Below are 18551 nucleotides of genomic sequence, written 5' to 3'. Positions count from 1 at the left end.
GGGAAACCGTTACGTCAAACACTAACCAACTACACCGACGGAACCGTCCCGCCGGGGCGGGTGTTCGCTCTCAGCGTCGACCCGACCCGGCTGCCCTCCCCCGAGGACCCGACCAAATAGCCGACGGCCGACCACCGTCTCGCGGTGGCCGGCCGTCGGCACGGGACGGGCCCCGATCACTCGGGCCCGTCTGGCGGATGTCAGTCCTCGGAGGTCTGCTCGTCGGTCGCCTCGGTCGACTCGGCCTCGGCGTCCTCGCCGGTGCCGAAGAACTCGCTGGTGTCGACGGCGTTGCCCTCGGTGTCCTTGACCGTGACCTTCTCGATCACATCGGCCAGGGCCTTGGAACGACGCACGTCGGCGAACAGCGAGCCGAGCTGGCCGGCCTGCTGGATCTGCTGGACGAACTGGTTCGGGTCCATGCCGTAGCGCTGCGCCTGGAACAGGATGTGCTGGGTGAGCTCCTCCTGCGAGACCTCGGTCGAGGCCTCCTCGGCCACCGCGTCCAGCAGGAGCTGGCTGCGGATCGCGCGGGCGGCACCCTCACGGGTCTCGGACTCGAAGGTCTCGCGGTCGGTGCCCTCGGCGGCCAGGGCCTGGTCGAGGATCGCGGTGTCGCCACCGAACTGGTCGACCAGCTGGTGCATCTGGGCGTGGGCCTCGGCGTCGACGACGGCCTCGGGGGTCGGGACCTCGGTGGCCTCGATCAGGGCGTCGAGCACCTTGTCGCGGATCTCCCCGGCCAGGCCGGCCTTTGCCTGCTGGGCGACCTTCTCCACCAGGTCGGCGCGCAGCTCCTCGAGGGTGTCGAACTCGCTCGCCATCTGGGCGAACTCGTCGTCGGCCTCGGGCAGCTCGCGCTCCTTGACGGACTGCACGGTGACGGTGATGAGCGCCTCCTTGCCGGCGAACTCACCGGCGACGAGCGAGGAGGGGAACTCCTTGGACTCGCCGGCCTTGAGGCCCTTCGCGGCATCGTCGAGTCCCTCGACGAGCGTGCCGGAACCGAGCTCGTAGGACAGCCCCTCGGTGGAGGCCTCCTCGACGGCCTCGCCGTCGACGGTTGCGGCCAGGTCGACCGACAGGAAGTCACCCTCCTCGGCGCCACGCTCGACACCCTTGAGGGTGCCGAACCGGGCGCGCAGGTTGTCCAGCTCGGTGTCGACCGCGCTGTCGTCGGCCACGGGCGCCTCGACGGTGACCTCGAGCTCCTCGTACTTCGGCAGGGTGATCTCCGGGCGGACGTCGACCTCGGCCGTGAACTCCACGACGTCGTTGTCCTCCAGCTTGGTGACCTCGATCTCCGGCTGCGCCAGGACCTTGAGGTCGTGCTCCTCGATGGCCGCCGAGTAGCGGGCGGGGATCATGTCGTTGATGACCTGCTCGAGGACGGCCGGGCGGCCGATCCGCGACTCCAGGAGCTTGGCCGGGGCCTTGCCCTTACGGAAACCGGGGATGTTGACCTGACCTGCGAGCGCCTTGTACGCCTTGTCGAAGTCCGGCTCGAGCTCCGCGAACGGCACCTCGACGGTGACCTTGACCCGGGTCGGGTTCAGCTGCTCGACAGTGCTCTTCACGGTGATGTTCTCCTAGAAAGTCTTCGGGGATTCGTACGTCGTTCTCCGCTGGTCGGGATGACAGGATTCGAACCTGCGACCCTCCGCTCCCAAAGCGGATGCGCTACCAAGCTGCGCCACATCCCGGTGAGTCGCGCGGCCGGCCACCCCACGTCGCGCGCGGGAAACCTGCCGGGCCGTTAAACCAACTCTCCCAGTGTACGACAGGCCCGACGTGGCGCCGATTCCGAGTTCGCGGCCCGGGAGTTGGGGGCTTCGCGACCGTCCGGTAGTGTTGGCGGAGCACGCGCGGGACCGGGGATGAAACACCAGGTCACGCCGCCGATGCGGGTGTAGCTTAATGGTAAAGCCTCTGCCTTCCAAGCAGAATACGCGGGTTCGATTCCCGTCACCCGCTCCACACGATGCCCCGCCCGGTCGATCGCCGACCGCGCGGGGCATCCGTCATCTGGACGCGCTCCCCCGCCCCGCCTGACAGGTGGGACACCAGAACAGCGTGCGGGCCTCCATCGTCTGCAGCGCGATCTCTGTCCCGCAGACCCGGCACTCCCAGCCGTCGCGCTGATAGACGTAGTTCCGCGGCCGGTCGGTTCCGCGCCGCGGCAGGTCCCCGTGGTCGTGTTCGTCACGGATCGTGTGGATCGCGCCGGTGTCGACGCCCACCGCCATGAGGGCCACGAGGTCGTCCCACATCGCACGGAACTCGGCCTCGCGCATCGCGGTGCCCGGCCGGAACGGGTCGATGCCCGCACGGAACAGCACTTCAGCGCGGTAGACGTTGCCGACACCGGCCAGGACTTTCTGGTCCATCAGCAGCGCGCCGATCGGGCGGGAGCTGCGGCGGATCCGCGCCCACGCCCGCTCCGGGTCGGCGTCGGGGTCGAGCGGGTCGGGGCCCAGCCGGTCGCGGACGTCGGCGACGCCGTCGTCGTCGACCACCTCACACCTCGTGGGGCCCCGCAGGTCCACGACGTGGGCCGGGCCGCCCCTAGCTGCCTCCCCCGACCCACCGACGCGCATCCGCACCTGCCCGACAGGCGCGGGCGGCTCGGCCCCGTCCTCGACGAGGTGGGTGTCGAAGAAGCCGTAGAGGCCCAGGTGGATGTGTACCGCCAGGCCACCCTCGTAGTGGTGGAAGAGGTGCTTGCCCGTCGCCGTGGCGTGGTCGAAGTACCGTCCGTCGACGACGACATGGTCGACGAACCGCCCTTGTGGGCTGGACACACGGACGGGCCCGCCTGCGAAGTACCGGGTGTGCAGGCGGGCCAGTCGGTGGAGGGTATGCCCCTCGGGCACGGTGTATCGGGTTCCGGTTCTCTGTCTCCGTGCCTCAGGCTCCGGGCGCGGACGGGACCTCGGGAGCGACCCCGGTGCGCTCGTACTCGGCGAGGATATCGATGCGGCGCTGGTGGCGCTCGACCCCGGACCACTCCTGGTCGAGGAACGCATCGACGATCGCGAGCGCCTCCTCGCGGGAGTGCATGCGGCCACCGAGGCCGATCAGCTGCGCGTTGTTGTGCTCGCGGGCCAGTCGAGCGGTCTCGACGCTCCAGGCCAGAGCGCAGCGGGCGCCGGGCACCTTGTTCGCGGCGATCTGCTCACCGTTGCCGGAGCCGCCCAGCACGATGCCGAGACTGCCGGGGTCGGCGACGACCTTGGCGGCGGCGTCGATGCAGAAGGCCGGGTAATCATCCTCGGCGTCGTAGATGTGGGCGCCACAGTCGATCACCTCGTGCCCGGAGGCGTTCAGATGCTCGGCGATGGCGTTCTTGGTCTCGAAGCCGGCGTGGTCCGCTCCCAGGTAGATGCGCATGCGGAAGATTCTGCCACGTGCTGCCGTGCCGGGAACGCGCGGTGGAGGCGACGCCCGGTGCACTCAGGGTCGGAGGCCGATAGCCAGTGTCCCCGGCGAGCAGGTCCTCCCCCGAGATCACGCCGGACCCGCTCAGTCGAACCGCGGGTCCTCGGTGCGGCTGCGCTTGAGCTCGAAGAAGTACGGGAAGTCGGCGAGCAGCGCGGCGCCATCGAAGACCCGGCCGGCCTCCTCGCCACGCGGGATGCGCGTGAGCACCGGGCCGAAGAAGGCCGTTCCGTCGACGTGCAGGACCGGGGTACCGACCTCGTCGCCGACCGGGTCCATTCCCCTGTGGTGCGAGGCGCGCAGCTCGTCGTCGTACTCGTCGGTCCCCGCCGCGACGGCGAGGTCGGCGTCCAGGCCGGCCGCCTCGAGCGCCTCGGCGATCACGGCCGGGTCCCCGATCCCCCGGCCCTGGTCGTGGATGCGGGTGCCGAGCTCGGTGTAGAGCGTTCCGAGAACCCCCTGGCCGTGGCGCTTCGCGGCGGCGATCGCCACCCGCACCGGGCCCCAGCCGAGCTTCATCTTCTCCAGGTAGTCCTCGGGCAGGTCGCGTCCATCGTTGAGGACGGACAGGCTCATCACGTTCCAGGTCAGCGTGATGTCGCGGACCTTCTCCACCTCGAGGATCCACCGACTGGTCACCCAGGCGAAGGGGCACAGCGGGTCGAACCAGAAGTCGACGGAGACGGGCGCGGACTGCGTGCTGGTGGTCATGACCCCATCTTCCCCGTCCACCCCGGTCGCCGCCACCACCGGTTTCGTTCGGGGGCGAGTGGTAGACCTGATGCCGTAGCCGTCTTCCGAAGGAACCGAGGATCCCCACCATGCGCTCGCTCAACCTCACCCGCGCCGACGCCGCCGCCCGCTCGGAGCTGCTCTCCGTCGAGTCGTACGAGGTGGAGGTCGACCTGACCGACGGGCACGGCGGCCCGGGATCGGACCGGTTCCGTTCGCGCACCGTGGTGCGATTCTCCTGCAACCGACCGGGTGCCGAGACGTTCATCGACCTGCGCTCCGCGGTGATCCGGTCGGCGGTACTGAACGGCCGGGAACTGTTCCCGGCCGGGGAGGGGAACAACTACGACGACGAGGTGGGCCTCACGCTCCCGGACCTGCAGGCCTCGAACGAACTCGTCGTCGATGCGGATCTGAAGTACACGACCACCGGTGAGGGTCTGCACCGGATGGTCGACCCGGCCGACGGCGAGGTCTACCTCTACTCGCAGCTCGAGACGGCGGATGCCAAGCGGGTCTTCGCCTGCTTCGACCAGCCGGACCTCAAGGCCCGCTACACGCTGACGGTCACCGCGCCCGAGAACTGGGTCGTCGTGACCAACACCGCGGCCGAGCAGTCGCCGGCCGACGGCGGCGGCGTCGTGCACCACTTCGCGCCCACCGAGGTCATGTCGACCTATCTGGTGGCGCTCATCGCGGGCCCGTACCACGTGGTGGAGGACTCCTACCGCGACGAGCACGGAACCATCCCTCTACGGCTGCTGTGCCGGGCGTCGCTGGCCGAACACCTCGACTCCGAGCGACTGTTCGCGGAGACCAAGGAGGGCTTCGGCTTCTATCACCGCGAGTTCGGACTGCCGTACGCGTTCGGCAAGTACGACCAGATCTTCGTGCCCGAGTTCAACGCCGGCGCCATGGAGAACTCCGGCGCGGTGACGTTCCTCGAGGACTACGTGTTCCGGTCCCGGGTCACCGGCTACCGGCACGAACGCCGCAACGAGACACTGCTGCACGAGATGGCCCACATGTGGTTCGGCAATCTCGTGACCATGCGCTGGTGGGACGACCTGTGGCTCAACGAGTCGTTCGCCACCTTCGCCTCGGTGCTCGCCCAGGTCGACGCCACGCAGTACACGGACGCCTGGACCACCTTCGCCAACGTCGAGAAGTCGTGGGCGTACCGCCAGGACCAGCTGCCGTCCACCCACCCGGTGGCCGCCGACATGACGGACCTGGAGACGGTCGAGGCCAACTTCGACGGCATCACCTACGCCAAGGGCGCCTCGGTACTCAAGCAACTGGTGGCGTACGTGGGTCGCGAGCCGTTCCTCACCGGCCTCCGCACGTACTTCACCGAACACGCCTTCGGTAACGCCCAGTTCGACGACCTCCTGTCGGCGCTCGAGAAGTCCTCCGGTCGCGACCTCTCCGGCTGGGCCGACCAGTGGCTGCGCACGACCGGCATCAACCCGATCTCGGTGGAGGTCGCCCACTCCGGCAGCGCCATCACCGAGCTCGCCGTGCTCCAGAGCCCGGCCGCCCCCGGCGCCGGGGAGCTGCGCACACACCGGCTGGGCGTCGGCCTCTACAGCCGTAACGACTCCGGCGAGTTGGTTCGTACCGCCCGCGCCGAGCTGGATATCCACGACGAGCGCACGGTCGTGGGCGACCTCGCCGGCCAGCCCGTCCCCGACCTGATCCTGCCCAACGACGACGACCTCACGTACTGCTCCGTCCGCCTCGACGATCGCTCGGTGGCCACCGTCCTCGACTCGCTGGAGGACATCTCCGATTCCCTGGCCCGCACGCTGTGCTGGTCGGCGCTGTGGGAGATGACCCGGGAGGCACGACTGCCGGCGCGCAGGTTCGTCGAGGTGGTCTCTCGTGCCGCGCCGCGCGAACCTCACATCGGCGTGGTGCAGCGGGTGCTCACGCAGGCGCAGACCGCACTGGCCCGCTACGCCGACCCCGACTGGGCCGCGGCCACCGGCTGGAAGACCTTCTCCCGCGCGATGCTCGAGGCCGCCCGGGCCGCCGAGCCGGGGTCAGACCATCAGCTCGCGTTCCTCACCGCACTGTGCGCCTGTCCCATCGGGGCCGACCAGTGCCGGGCTCTGGAGACACTCCTCGACGCCGGTGCCGACGAGGCGGGACTGCCCGGTCTCGTCGTGGACACGGACCTGCGGTGGACCGCGCTCACCGCGCTGGTGGCCGCGGGAGCAGAGGACTCCGAGCGGATCGATGCCGAACTCGCGGCCGATGACACCGCAGGTGGCGCCCGACGGGCCGCCACGGCGCGCGCCGCCCGGCCCACCGTCGGGGCCAAGGAGGAGGCCGAGCAGCTGCTGCTGGCGACCGGCGCCGACGCCCCGAGTAATGCGATCGTGCGCGCGACGCTGCTCGGCATCGACCTGCCCGGGCACGAGCACCTGCTGTCCGGGCTGTGCGAGCGCTATCTCGAGGACGTGACCACACTGTGGGCCGCACGCCCGGGCGATCTCGCGCAGACCGTCGCCGAGGGGATCTTCCCGTCGTGGGCCGTGGACACCCAGACCGTCGCACGGTTCGAGTCGGTGATCGCCGATGCGACGAAGCCGGCCGCGTTACGCCGCATCATCGCCGAGCAGTCCGCCGACATGACCCGGGCCCTGGCAGCGCGCACGGTCGACACCGCCGAGTCCGACTGACCCGGCCCCGGGGCCGTCGGACGCCGCGGGGATCAGGCGGCGTCGAGGTAGAGGTAGTCCTCCCAGTGGGGGCCGATCTCCCGCAACTGGGACACCAGCCGCCAGGTACGACCGCGAGGTGCGACCAGCGGCGCCCGCAGTTCCCAGCCGAGTTCCGAGAGCAGTTTGTCGGCCTTGCGGTGGTTGCACGGCGCACACGAGGCCACGCAGTTCTCCCAGCCGTGTGCCCCGCCCCGACTACGCGGGATCACATGGTCGATCGTGGTGGCGCGGGCGTTGCAGTACCCGCAGCGGTGTGAGTCCCGGTGCATGAGCGCCGCGCGCGTCATGGGGATCTGCGCGTGGTACGGGATCCGGACGTACTCGCGAAGCCGGATCACCGAGGGCACCTTCACCGACGTCTCCACGGATCGGACCACGACCTCGGTCGGGTGGTCATGGACCACATCGGCCTTGCCGCCGATCAGCATCACGACCGCGCGACGGGCCGGCAGCGCGGTGAGCGCCTCGTAGCTCGCGTTCAGCAGGAGGACACGAGGGGCCGCCGCGAGCGTGACCGGCCGGGCGCGCGCGGAGGGTTCGGAGCGGGCATCGGGCACGGGTTCGAGCCGGCCGGGGCGTCGTGACACCCGTTGTCGGTACTCCGAGTTCTCGCGCACTGCAGTGCCCATGTGTGGTCTCCGCTCGTCTCTTCGAGCCCAGTGCACCATGGTCGACCGGGCCCGCGATGAACCTCGCCTGCAACGATGATGCACCTTCGGTGAACTCTTCGTACGACTAATGCGTCGGAGATCCGGAGGAGCCCGCCCCCGGACGCCCCACACCCGTGACGGACGTCCGGCCCCCGTTCCGCTCCCGATCTGGACAATGGAGCCCATGAGCAGCAGCACGTTCTATGACGAGGTCGGCGGCGCGGAGACCTTCCGCAAGTTGGTCCACGAGTTCTACCGGGGCGTGGGAGAAGATCCGGAGTTCCGGGCGATGTACCCGGAGGAGGATCTCGGACCCGCCGAGGACCGACTTCGGATGTTCCTCGAGCAGTACTGGGGCGGGCCCACCACCTACTCCGAGCAGCGCGGGCACCCGCGGCTACGGATGCGGCACCACCCCTACGTGATCGACCGGACCGCGCACGACACCTGGCTGAAGCACATGATGGCCGCGGTCGACACCATCGACAGCGAGACACTGGATGACGAGCACCGCGCGGCGCTGGTCGACTACCTCACGCGGGCCGCCGCAATGCTGGTCAACAGCCCCGACATCGCATGAATCCCGGGCCCCACGCGCCGCGTCCGTGGGAGGAGATGGTTCTCTACCAGATCTACCCACGGTCATTCGCCGACTCGGATGGCGACGGTGTCGGTGACCTGCAGGGCGTCATCGACCGCATCGGCCACCTCGAGTCCCTGGGCGTGGACGGCGTGTGGTTCTCGCCGATCATGCGCTCCCCCGGCGTCGACCACGGCTACGACGTCTCCGATCCCCGTGACGTCGACCCGTTGTTCGGCGACGTCGACACGCTGGGCCGCCTCGTCGATGCCCTGCACTCCAGGCGGATGGTCCTCATCATGGACCTGGTGCCGAACCACACCAGCTCCGAGCACCCCTGGTTCATCGAGGCGCTCGCCGCCGGACCGGGTAGCCCCGAGCGATCCCGCTACATCTTCCGCGACGGCCGAGGAGAGGACGGCACGCAACCGCCCAACAACTGGCCGTCAGTCTTCGGGGGGCCGGCCTGGACCCGCGTGACCGATCAGGATGGCACGCCCGGGCAGTGGTACCTCCACCTGTTCGCCCCGCAGCAGCCGGATCTGGACTGGTCGAACCCGGAGGTCGCCGACGACCTCGAGCGCACTCTGCGGTTCTGGCTGGATCTGGGGGTGGACGGGTTCCGGATCGATGTGGCCCACGGACTCGCCAAACCGGCGGAACTCGCGGACCTGCCCGACGATCTGGAGATCGCCCAGCTCGTCGTCGACGCCCGTGACGCCCGCTGGGACCGCCCCGGCGTCCACGACGTGCACCGCCACATCCGTCGCGTCCTCGACGAGTACCCCGGCACCGCCGCGTTCGGCGAGGTGTGGGTCGGCCCAGTCGAGAGGTTCGCCCGCTACCTCCGGTCCGACGAACTGCACTTCGCCTTCCACTTCGCCCTCACCGACGCGCCGTTCGAGGCCGATGCCATCCGCACGGCTATCGACTCCGGCCTCGAGGCCGCGCGTGCTTCCGGGGCGGCCCCGACGTGGGCACTGTCCAACCACGATGTCGTGCGCGAGGTGACCCGCTACGGCAACGGCGACGTGGGGCTCTCCCGGGCCCGCGCGATGCTGTTGGTCACGCTGGCACTGCCCGGCATCGCGTTCGTCTACAACGGTGCCGAACTCGGGTTGCCCAGCGACTTCTCGATCCCGCACGACCGCCTCACCGACCCGACCTGGGAACGCACCGGCCACGCCGAGCTGGGACGCGATCACTGCCGCGTGCCGCTGCCCTGGGCCGGGCTGCGTCCGCCCTACGGTTTCTCCGCCGCCGACGAGACGTGGCTGCCGATGCCCGAGACCTGGGCGGGTCTCACCGTCGCGGCCCAGGACTCCGACCCCGACTCGACGCTGGCGCTGTACCGGAAGGCCATCCGGATCCGCCACTCCTGGCCCGCCCCGACCACACCCGATGTGCACTGGACCAGGAAACTTGACGGGTGTCTGGAATTCCGGCGCGAAGACGGCCCGGTCGTGTGCATGATCAACACATCCCGTCGATCGGTGCCACTTCCGACCGGCGATGTGGTCCTGTCCTCGGGACCGCTCGACGGGGACCACCTGTCACCGGACACCGCCGTGTGGCTCCGGAACTGAGACGAAGAAGGAATCGAGAGATGCGACTTTCGGGCAAGACCGCCATCGTGACCGGCGGGGCCGGCGGGATCGGCCGCGGCATCACCCGCGCGTTCGTCAAGGAGGGCGCCTCCGTCCTCGCCGTGGACATCAACGACGAAGCCGGCGCGGCGCTCGTCGACGAGCTCGGCGAGAAGGTCCGCTTCCTGAGTGTCGACATCTCGGTCGAGGCGAACGCCGAGAAGATCGTCGCCGCCGCGGTCGAGGAGTTCGGCGGGGTCGACATCCTGGTCAACAACGCGCACGCCTCTCAGCAGGCCCCGCTGTTGGAGACGACCCAGGACATGCTCGACCTGTCGTTCAACACCGGTTTCTACCCCACGTTCTGGTTGATGAAGGCCGCGCACGCCCAGCTGGCGGAGCGCGGTGGGTCGGTGATCAACTTCGCTTCCGGCGCCGGGATCAACGGCCATCCCACCCAGGGCTCGTACGCGGCGGCCAAGGAGGCGATCCGTGCCATCAGCCGCGTCGCGGCGAACGAGTGGGCCCGGGACGGGATCAACGTCAACGTGATCTCGCCGCTGGCGCTCACCGAAGGCGTGGAGAGCTACATCGAGGCCAACCCGGGAATCGAGAAGAAGCTCCTCGCCGGCACCCCCATGCGCCGGTTCGGTGACCCGGAGGGCGACATCGGCCGGGTGGCCGTTTTCCTCGCATCCGAGGATGCCTCCTACATGACGGGGCAGACCCTGATGGTGGACGGTGGCAGCGTCATGCTCCGCTGAGCCCGGTCATGATCCTTGGAGGCCGAGCCTCGGCAGGACGACGTCGCGGACCGTGTCCGGATTACGTTCGACCACGATCCAGCGCCTGCCGAGGTCCCGGGCGGCGACCGCGGTCGTGCCCGACCCGGCGAACAGGTCCACCACCAGATCATCGGGCCTGGTCGACAGTTCGATGATGCGTCGCATCAGCGCCTCGGGCTTGGGGGTGCGGAAGCCGTCGACGCCGGCCGCGCGCAACTCGGCGCGGGCGGTGTCCGTCGAACCCACCTCCTGGGACAGCCAGATGGTCTTGAGCTTCTTGATCCGACCCACCTCGTGCCGGTCCCGCTGATAGATGTCGATGCGTGTGCCCGAGCGGCCTCGCACCGTCCGGCACACCAGCTCGTCCACGCGCTCGACGGCGCGATTCCGGGACCAACGCCACACCGCCGGCGTGAGGTCGCCGAACACCGGCAGGATCTCGACCTTTCCGGGCCCGGGATCCACCGCGACGGCACCGGTCTCCGGATCCCCGTAGAGCGGGTACGTCATGGTGGGGGTCGTCAGCGGGTTGAAGCGCTTGTTGGTGTTTCGTAGCGGCAGAAGCCGGAAGTTCACCCCGTCGGAGTCCACGTGCGGAAAGTCCGCCGGGTTGACCGCGGCGGCGATACCCCCGTCCAGTACCACCTTCTCCGGGTTCCGCGCGTACACCATCAGGCGGTCGTGGGAACCGGCGAAGAATCGATCGAGTTGGCGGCCCTTCGGGTTGCTCTCCACCGTGAGGTCGGCGATGAACGCCTCGACGCCGAACACCTCATCGAGCAGGCATCTCACCCGATGCGCCTCCGCGTCGTCGAGGTGCACCCAGATGGTCCCGGTCTCGGCGAGGAGTTCTCGCGCCACGACGAGGCGTTCTTCGATGTAGGCGAGCCACTCGTGCCGGGGCATGTTGTCGTCATAACCGTTGAAGCTGCCGCCGCGGTTATAGGGCGGGTCGAGATACGCCAGCTGGGTGGTGCCCACCGGCCCCAGCCCGAGCTCCTGTAGGTCACCGGCGGCCTCGGCGAGCCGAGCACCGTCGCCTACGAGCACGGCCCCCCGAGCCGGTGCAGCGGATCGTTCGGCAGAACGGCCCGTCGGGCCGCCTACCTGCGCCGGGAGGGCAGCACAGAGGCGCGGGGCGGGCCCGTGTGCGCCCGGTGGCGACGGCTCGCCCCGGCCCGGCCAGGCGACCGAGAACCCCTGCGGAGTCATCTCAGTGGTTCGAGAGTGAGTGAGTCGGTGCGGCGGTACACCGTGCCGTAGCGCGCGTCGATGCGCAGCCACGCCCCACGCTCGCTGACCCTGACCGGCTCGCCCTCCGGGGCGCGGCCACCCCGCTCGGGGACGAAGCCACACATGACCAGGGAGAACACGGTTCGCATATCGATGCCCAGAGGACTACTGCCGTCCGAGCGAACCGTGAGCGCCTCCTGGTCGAGCAGTGACGGCGGCAACCCGGCGGGTCCGGCGTTCTCCTGCGCCACGGTGCGGCCGGATTCGGTGAGGTCCAGCAGCACCTGGGCGGGGACGTCCTCGACCAACTGGAACCCGTCCGTCGGAGGCAGCAGCCCCTGCCACGCGGACAGCAGCGGCAAACCGGGGTCGACCCGGCCTTCGCTGTCCCCACGGGGCAGGAGATCCAGCTCGGTGAGAAGGTGGTCCGCGCCGCACACCACGTCACCACCGGGGCAGTCCCCAGCGAGTACACGCACGACCAGCGGCCCGAACGGGGTGCGCGCCCACACCCGCATCCGTCCGCCACCGGCCGTGGTGAGCCGGACGACCGCCGCCTCGTCCAGCCTGAGCACCCGGCGCAGCAGGGTACGCAGGTCGTCGCGGTCGGCGGGCGCGGGAACACGGATCATGCCGTCTCGCGGACCGGCATCCGTCACGAGGGGTCCTTGTGATGGAACCGCAGTAGGTGTTCGCGCTCGGCCGGGGTGAACCGCCGGGGCCGCTGGGTCTGCAGGTCGAACGCGGCGATCCTCGCCGTGCAGTCCACCGACGGGGGCTCGGAGTCGGGTGTGTGACGTCCGCGCACCTCATGGCGTGCCACGAACAGCGCTCCCCCGACCTTCTCGCACCACATGCGCACGCGGATCGGGCCATCGGCGTGCTTGATCTGCCCGCGGTACTTCACCGCTAGATCGGTCATCACCGCTCCCGCGGCGAGAGTCGACGTGGGGGTGCCCTCCTCGAAGAGCCACGGAATGCGCGCTTCTTCGATGAGCGTGATCATCCGTGCGTGGTTGACATGGTGATAAAGATCCTGGTCCGACCACCGGACGGGCATCGCTGCGGTGTAGACCATGCGGCCGGGCTCGCCCGAGACGCCCAGCGGTCCGCCGGTGTCGAAGACGAGCTGTTCGCTCATCCGGCCGACTCCTTCTCGGTGATCGCGGCCCGCTGCCGGGCCGCTTCGAGCACGTTGCGCACCGTGGCCGGGATCTCGACGGACGACGACGAGGCGACGTCGTAGGCGACCATCACCACGTGCAACGTGCAGCACACGTCGCCCGCGGCATCCAGGATCGTCTGCCGGATCTGGTACGAGGAGGTCCCGACGTGCACGACCTCGATCTCCACGTCAACCGTGGCGGAGTCCCGGAGCACCGGGCGAAGATGGTCGATCTCGGTCCGGCGCACCACCTGGGCGAGGTTGCCCAGGCCGAACGGGCTGAAGCGGCTGCGCGAGAACAGGATCCGCGCCTCCTGCGCGTACTCGATGTACTTGACGTTGTTGACGTGACCGAACTGGTCGAAGTCAGCCCACCGCACCTGCAGGGTGCAGCGGAAGACTCCGTTGTCGGTCGCCTCGTCGCCGGTACTCATACCCGCCCCCTAGCCTGCCCCGAGGAGCGCACGACGCTCCTCGGGGGTGATCTGCATTGTCGTGACCTCGTCAGCGGCCGCGACCACGAGAACCGTGTCGACGATCGCGCACGGCTCGGGCCCCGTGTCCTCCGAGCCGATAGCGGTCCGCATGGTGAACGAGGTCCGTCCCACCCGCAGGACCTGGACGTCCACCCACACCTCCGGGACGCCCATCCCGATGACGCGCCGGAAGTCGATCTCCATCCACCGGGCCAACGCGATCGGCACGCGCGAGCCGGGGACGTCGAACTTCTCGCGGAACCACATGAGCCTGGCGTCCTGCGAGAACTCCTGGAAACGCACGTTGTTCACGTGCATCCCCACAAAATCCGAGATACGCAACGGGATCCGGACCCGGTGCACAGGACCCGACGTCCCGTCCGGGGCGTCGGCCGTGTTCGTTCCGTCCGCGTCGGCCGCGATGGGGGCACTCATCGCGCTCAGTCCCGTGTGAGCTTGCGGTGGGTGACGCGGCTCGGGCGTGCGGCGTCCGCGCCGAGACGCTCGACCTTGTTCTTCTCGTAACCCTCGAAGTTGCCCTCGAACCAGTACCACTGGCCCTCTTCGACGTTGCCCTCCCACGCGAGGATGTGGGTACAGGTGCGGTCCAGGAACCATCGGTCGTGCGAGATCACGACGGCGCAGCCGGGGAAGTCCTCGAGCGCGTTCTCGAGGCTGCCGAGCGTCTCGGTGTCCAGATCGTTAGTCGGCTCGTCCAGGAGGATCAGGTTGCCGCCGACCTTGAGGGTCAGCGCCAGGTTGAGGCGGTTCCGCTCACCACCGGACAGGACGCCGGACTTCTTCTGCTGGTCCGGGCCCTTGAATCCGAAGGCGCTCACGTACGCGCGCGACGGCATCTCGTTCTGGCCGACCTCGATGAAGTCGTTGCCCTCGGAGACGACCTCCCACACCGACTTCTCCGGGTCGATGTTGGCGCGGTTCTGGTCGACGTAGCTGAGCTTGACCGTGTCGCCGATGCGCACGGTGCCGGCGTCCGGCTCCTCGAGGCCCACGATGGTCTTGAACAGCGTGGTCTTACCGACGCCGTTCGGGCCGATGACGCCGACGATGCCGTTGCGCGGCAACGTGAAGGTCAGGTCCTTGATCAGGACGCGGTCGTCGAAGCCCTTCTTCAGGTCGTTGACCTCGACCACGACGTTGCCCAGGCGCGGCGGCGTGGGGATCTGGATCTCCTCGAAGTCCAGCTTCCTGTGCTTCTCCGCCTCCGCGGCCATCTCCTCGTACTTGGCCAGACGGGCCTTGGACTTGGTCTGCCGGGCCTTGGCGCCGGAGCGAACCCACTCGAGCTCGGCCTTGAGGCGCTTCTGCAGCTTTTGGTCCTTCTTGCCCTGGACCTCCAGACGCTCGGCCTTCTTCTCCAGGTAGGTGGAGTAGTTGCCCTCGTAGGGGTGCAGCTTGCCGCGGTCGACCTCACAGATCCACTGCGCGACGTGGTCGAGGAAGTAGCGGTCGTGTGTGACGGCCATGACGGCGCCCGGGTAGGCGGCCAGGTGCTGCTCCAGCCAGAGCACGGACTCGGCGTCCAGGTGGTTGGTGGGCTCGTCGAGCAGCAGCAGGTCGGGCTTGCTCAGCAGCAACTTGCACAGCGCCACGCGGCGCATCTCGCCACCGGAGAGGTTGGTGACCGGCGAGTCCCCGGGCGGGCAGCGAAGGGCGTCCATGGCCTGCTCGATCTGCGAGTCGACCTCCCAGGCGTCGACGGCGTCCAGGTACTCCTGGAGCTGGCCCATCTCCTCCATGAGCTCGTCGGTGTAGTTGGTCGCCATCTCCTCGGCGACCTCGTTGTACCGGCGCAGCTTGACCATCGTCTCGCCGAGCCCGTCCTCGACGTTCTCCTTGACGGTCTTGGACTCGTCGAGAACCGGCTCCTGCATGAGGATGCCGACGGTGGCCTCCGGGTCGAGGAACGCCTCGCCGTTGGACGGCTGGTCGAGCCCCGCCATGATCTTGAGGATGGAGGACTTACCGGCGCCGTTCGGCCCCACGACGCCGATCTTCGCACCGGGATAGAAGGCCATCGTGACGTCGTCGAGGATCACCTTGTCCCCGTGCGCCTTGCGGACCTTCTTCATGGTGTAAATAAACTCGGCCATTCTACCCTCTCACCTGCGAAAACAGTTCTCATCGCCGCGGGTGGGCCGCGGGCACGACCCCCATATTACGTGGCTGCCCGCGGCCCGGCTCGCACAGCGGAGTCAGGCGGGTGTGGCCGCTGCCAGCTCGTCCATCTCGGACCGCTCCTCCGAGAGGTCCGGGGCGGCAGCGTCCAGCCCGCGCAGACCCAGCGCGTCCGTGTCTCCGGACGACTCTCCGTCCGCGTCGTCGCCCGACACCGATCCGAGCGACATCGCATCCGCCCCGGTTTCGCCATCCTCCTGAGGACCGCCGGGCCCGGGCTCGACCGGACCGAACCGGAATCGTCGGGCCGAGACGTCCATGCGCGACATGTCCGGCCCGATCGCGCTGACCCGCATCTCCAGGTCCCGCTGCACACGCCCCTCGCGCTCGTACTCGTTGGTCAGCAGCCGCCCGTGGACGAGCACCGCGTCCCCCTTGAACAGCCGCCCCGCGGTGCGTTGCGCGAGCTTGCCCCAGCAGTTCGCGGAGAAGTACAGCGTGCCGCCGGTCTTCCACTCCCCCGAGCTACGGTCCTGGTAGCGGGTGTTGCTGGCGACGCGGAATGTGAACACCTCGTCGTCGCCCACGCGCCGGGTGACGGGATCGGTGATGATGGTGCCGCGGACGGTCGTCTGGGTCTCGTTCATGGGGACTCTCCTGTGTCGTCGGGACCGACCGGGCGCCGGCCACCTGACCGCAACAGTGCACGACGTCGTCGTCGTCACCCCTTGCCCTCACCGCTCGTGGTGACGTCCCTGTGGACAGGGACGACGGGTGTGGAAGAACGGACCCCGACGACGACGAGGTGCGCGTCCTCAGTGCCGGCGGTCCGCCTTGGCCATCTGCGCGAGCATCTCGTTATAGGCCTTGAGCTCGGCGTCATCGTCGCGCTCGGCCTGTCGCTCCGAGCGCCGCGCCTCGCGCATATCGCTCTGGTACCACTGCCAGGCGAGCGCGATCATGACGATGAACAGGGGTATCTCCCCCATCGCCCAGGCCACGCCGCCGCCGACCCGTTGACTCTGCAGAAGGTCGGGGATCCAGGGCAGCCCGATGCCGGAGTACCAGCCCTCGGCCAGGACCGTCGGGTAGTTCATGAGCAGGATGCCGAAGAAGGCGTGGAACGGCAGCGAGGACAGCAGGACCATCATCATGTACATCGACGTGAACTGCCGCGGCGCCGCGTCGACCCCGATGATCACCCAGTAGAACAGGTAGCCACTGATCAGGAAGTGCACGTTCATGAACATGTGGCCCAGATGCTCGGAGGCCAGCGTCTCGTAGAACCCGCCGAAGTAGATGAGGTAGAAGCCGGCCACGAACTGGATCGACGCCACGATCGGGTGGGTGAGGAAGCGCGAGATGGGGTTGTTGATGAACTCGACGATCCACTCGCGCGGACCCGGCGGATTGCCGCGACCGGCCGCCGGGAGCGCACGAAGCGCCAGGGTCAGCGGACCACCGAGGGCGAGCAGGACCGGCACCAACATCGAGATGAGCATGTGGCCCACCATGTGGCTGGCGAAGTCGGCCATCATGAACATCCCCAGGCCGGAGCTGGTGGTGATGAACAACGTCACGCAGCCCGCCACCCAGAAGAACGTCCGGCCCGCGGGCCACGAGTCCCCGCGCCGACGCAGGTGGATCACGCCCCACAGGTACAGGCCGAGTAGCACCACGGACACCAGGCCAAGGACGAGGTCGAAGCGCCAGAGGCCGAAGACCGTCTCGAACGAGAACGGTCCCGGAAGCTCGAAGCCGAGCAGCGCCTCCTGGCGGGTGGGCACGTACAACGGCGCGGGCGGTGGGGTGCGACCCAACGACACCGACAGGCCGATGGTCCCCGCCATCACGGCGGATTCGACCAGGACGATCCGCAGCAGCGTGCCGCGGTCGACCGGCGCATTGGCGTTCGTCGACTCGATCTTGGCGATGATGCGGCGCCGGATCGCGAGCCCGAACAGGGCCAACAGGCACAACAACAGCGCCTTGGCCACCACCAACAGGCCGTAGGTGGAGGAGAACAGGTCGGCCGGGTGCAGGCGGACCATCGCGTTGATCACACCGGTGAACGCCAGGGCGGCGATCGCCACGGTCGCGACCACCGAGTACCGGCGCAGGGCCAACGCCACCCGGGTGCCGCCGCGCATGGTGTGGATGATCACCGCGACGAGACCGCCGACGTAGAACGTGGCGCTGAACAGGTGGATGATCAGCGAGTTGGTGGCGATGTCGTGGGCCGTGCTGCCGGAGGCGTGGCCCGTGGCCGCCACGGGCAGCAGAGACAGCACCGTGACGGCCAGCCAGATCGTCGACCAGCGCCAACTCAACGTGAGTCGCTGGCCGATGGCGGCGACCACGGCGATCACCGCGGCCCAGCGCCACGAGGACGCGACGTCGATCTGATTGATCGCCACCAGCCACTGGTCCGGCGGCAGGGACTGGACGAAGGTCCGACCTGAGACATCGGACAGGGTCAGCGGGATGAGAAGCGCCGCCGCGACCGCCCAGGCGATGTTCGCCCACGACGAGATGTGCTGCATGCGGTAGCCGTCGACGTCGAGCGTCTTGTCCTTCTGCGGCGGAGTGAAGAACGCCGCGAACAACGCGGTGCCCACCGCGACGGACGCGAGCAGCTCACCGATCGCGCGGATCGCCGGCAGCCCGGCGGTGGTCAGCACCCCCGGGTCGGGCACGCCGATCATCTCCAGCGCCACATCGGTGGACATGGCCGACAGCGGAATGACCACCGCCGCGGCGACGGCCGCGAGGAGCAGCACCAGCAGAACCGCACCGCGGGCTCCCAGCCGTCCGAGAATGGCGGGAGCGGACTTCGACGACGTCATGACCTCCATCGTAAGAAGCCCGATGCCTCGACGGCGATTCGCTCCTTCTCGGCGGTCCCCCTGCATCGGCTACCATTCTTCCGGCGACGCCTCCTGCAGGCGCCGCATGCCTCCGTAGCTCAGTGGATAGAGCATCCGGTTTCTACCCGGCTGGTCAGGGGTTCGAATCCTCTCGGGGGCGCGCAGGTCAGA

At 68.9% G+C, this 18551-nt stretch carries 17 protein-coding genes and 3 tRNA genes; 6 read left to right on the top strand and 14 right to left on the bottom strand.

The annotated features are described in order from the left end of the window. Positions 1 to 200: 200 nt before the first annotated feature. Both tig and ACWGLC_RS07760 read right to left on the bottom strand, forming a co-directional pair. Complete coding sequence (gene tig / locus ACWGLC_RS07765; RefSeq protein WP_452099350.1) at positions 201 to 1577, bottom strand: trigger factor; 1377 nt, start codon at positions 1575 to 1577, stop codon at positions 201 to 203. 49 nt (positions 1578 to 1626) lie between these two features. Then, positions 1627 to 1703: transfer RNA gene (locus ACWGLC_RS07760), tRNA-Pro, on the bottom strand. 200 nt (positions 1704 to 1903) lie between these two features. On the opposite strand from ACWGLC_RS07760, the gene ACWGLC_RS07755 reads away from it, so the two are divergent. Further along, positions 1904 to 1977, top strand: a tRNA-Gly gene (locus tag ACWGLC_RS07755). A gap of 44 nt (positions 1978 to 2021) precedes the next feature. On the opposite strand, the gene ACWGLC_RS07750 is transcribed toward ACWGLC_RS07755, so the two are convergent. The 3 genes from ACWGLC_RS07750 to ACWGLC_RS07740 form a co-directional block, all read right to left on the bottom strand. Then, positions 2022 to 2873 (bottom strand): Fpg/Nei family DNA glycosylase, encoded by an 852-nt coding sequence (locus tag ACWGLC_RS07750; RefSeq protein WP_452099349.1) that lies wholly within the window; start codon positions 2871 to 2873, stop codon positions 2022 to 2024. Positions 2874 to 2907: 34 nt separating this feature from the next. Beyond that, complete coding sequence (locus ACWGLC_RS07745) at positions 2908 to 3390, bottom strand: ribose-5-phosphate isomerase (protein ID WP_452099348.1); 483 nt, start codon at positions 3388 to 3390, stop codon at positions 2908 to 2910. 132 nt (positions 3391 to 3522) lie between these two features. After that, positions 3523 to 4149, bottom strand: coding sequence for a mycothiol-dependent nitroreductase Rv2466c family protein (locus ACWGLC_RS07740; protein ID WP_452099347.1), 627 nt, complete (start codon positions 4147 to 4149; stop codon positions 3523 to 3525). Between the two features lie 110 nt (positions 4150 to 4259). Between ACWGLC_RS07740 and pepN the strand changes: the two genes are divergently transcribed. After that, the gene (gene pepN, locus ACWGLC_RS07735) at positions 4260 to 6857 is read left to right on the top strand and encodes an aminopeptidase N (protein WP_452099346.1); all 2598 of its coding nucleotides are present in this window, start codon (positions 4260 to 4262) and stop codon (positions 6855 to 6857) included. A gap of 32 nt (positions 6858 to 6889) precedes the next feature. Here pepN and ACWGLC_RS07730 read toward each other — a convergent pair whose 3' ends face one another. Beyond that, positions 6890 to 7528, bottom strand: coding sequence for an HNH endonuclease (locus ACWGLC_RS07730; RefSeq protein WP_452099345.1), 639 nt, complete (start codon positions 7526 to 7528; stop codon positions 6890 to 6892). Positions 7529 to 7733: 205 nt separating this feature from the next. On the opposite strand from ACWGLC_RS07730, the gene ACWGLC_RS07725 reads away from it, so the two are divergent. From ACWGLC_RS07725 to ACWGLC_RS07715, 3 genes are read left to right on the top strand one after another with little or no spacing between them, the layout of a single operon-like run. Then, a complete protein-coding gene (locus ACWGLC_RS07725) occupies positions 7734 to 8129 on the top strand; it encodes a globin (RefSeq protein WP_344989529.1) in 396 nt (131 codons plus the stop codon). Next, positions 8126 to 9715: a glycoside hydrolase family 13 protein gene (locus ACWGLC_RS07720; protein ID WP_452099344.1), complete on the top strand. Its 1590-nt coding sequence runs from the start codon at positions 8126 to 8128 to the stop codon at positions 9713 to 9715. Before ACWGLC_RS07725 ends, ACWGLC_RS07720 begins: the two co-directional genes overlap by 4 nt. A gap of 20 nt (positions 9716 to 9735) precedes the next feature. Continuing rightward, positions 9736 to 10479, top strand: a complete 744-nt coding sequence (locus tag ACWGLC_RS07715) for an SDR family NAD(P)-dependent oxidoreductase (RefSeq protein ID WP_452099343.1) — start codon at positions 9736 to 9738, stop codon at positions 10477 to 10479. A gap of 6 nt (positions 10480 to 10485) precedes the next feature. Here ACWGLC_RS07715 and ACWGLC_RS07710 read toward each other — a convergent pair whose 3' ends face one another. The 8 genes from ACWGLC_RS07710 to ACWGLC_RS07675 all read right to left on the bottom strand — a co-directional run bounded on the left by ACWGLC_RS07710 (position 10486) and on the right by ACWGLC_RS07675 (position 18359). After that, positions 10486 to 11550 (bottom strand): site-specific DNA-methyltransferase, encoded by a 1065-nt coding sequence (locus ACWGLC_RS07710; RefSeq protein WP_452099342.1) that lies wholly within the window; start codon positions 11548 to 11550, stop codon positions 10486 to 10488. A gap of 158 nt (positions 11551 to 11708) precedes the next feature. Then, positions 11709 to 12392, bottom strand: coding sequence for a hypothetical protein (locus ACWGLC_RS07705; RefSeq protein WP_452099341.1), 684 nt, complete (start codon positions 12390 to 12392; stop codon positions 11709 to 11711). Continuing rightward, positions 12389 to 12874, bottom strand: a complete 486-nt coding sequence (locus ACWGLC_RS07700; RefSeq protein WP_452099340.1) for an acyl-CoA thioesterase — start codon at positions 12872 to 12874, stop codon at positions 12389 to 12391. The genes ACWGLC_RS07705 and ACWGLC_RS07700 overlap by 4 nt, the downstream gene beginning before the upstream one ends. Continuing rightward, entirely contained in the window at positions 12871 to 13332 is a 462-nt protein-coding gene (locus tag ACWGLC_RS07695) for an acyl-CoA thioesterase (protein ID WP_452099339.1), read from the bottom strand. Before ACWGLC_RS07695 ends, ACWGLC_RS07700 begins: the two co-directional genes overlap by 4 nt. Before the next feature lie 9 nt (positions 13333 to 13341). Next, positions 13342 to 13809 (bottom strand): acyl-CoA thioesterase, encoded by a 468-nt coding sequence (locus ACWGLC_RS07690; protein ID WP_452099338.1) that lies wholly within the window; start codon positions 13807 to 13809, stop codon positions 13342 to 13344. Between the two features lie 5 nt (positions 13810 to 13814). Further along, complete coding sequence (gene ettA / locus ACWGLC_RS07685; protein WP_452099337.1) at positions 13815 to 15488, bottom strand: energy-dependent translational throttle protein EttA; 1674 nt, start codon at positions 15486 to 15488, stop codon at positions 13815 to 13817. A gap of 102 nt (positions 15489 to 15590) precedes the next feature. Then, the gene (locus tag ACWGLC_RS07680) at positions 15591 to 16160 is read right to left on the bottom strand and encodes a single-stranded DNA-binding protein (protein ID WP_452099335.1); all 570 of its coding nucleotides are present in this window, start codon (positions 16158 to 16160) and stop codon (positions 15591 to 15593) included. Positions 16161 to 16328: 168 nt separating this feature from the next. Beyond that, on the bottom strand, positions 16329 to 18359 hold the full coding sequence (locus ACWGLC_RS07675) for a cytochrome c oxidase assembly protein (protein WP_452099334.1): 2031 nt from the start codon (positions 18357 to 18359) through the stop codon (positions 16329 to 16331). A 108-nt stretch (positions 18360 to 18467) separates the two neighbouring features. On the opposite strand from ACWGLC_RS07675, the gene ACWGLC_RS07670 reads away from it, so the two are divergent. After that, a tRNA-Arg gene (locus ACWGLC_RS07670) sits at positions 18468 to 18540 on the top strand. Positions 18541 to 18551 lie beyond the last annotated feature (11 nt).

Source organism: Dietzia sp. NPDC055877, assembly GCF_053615975.1.
The sequence above is the reverse complement of the archived record's forward strand: the minus strand, read 5'-3'. Positions and strand labels throughout refer to the sequence as shown.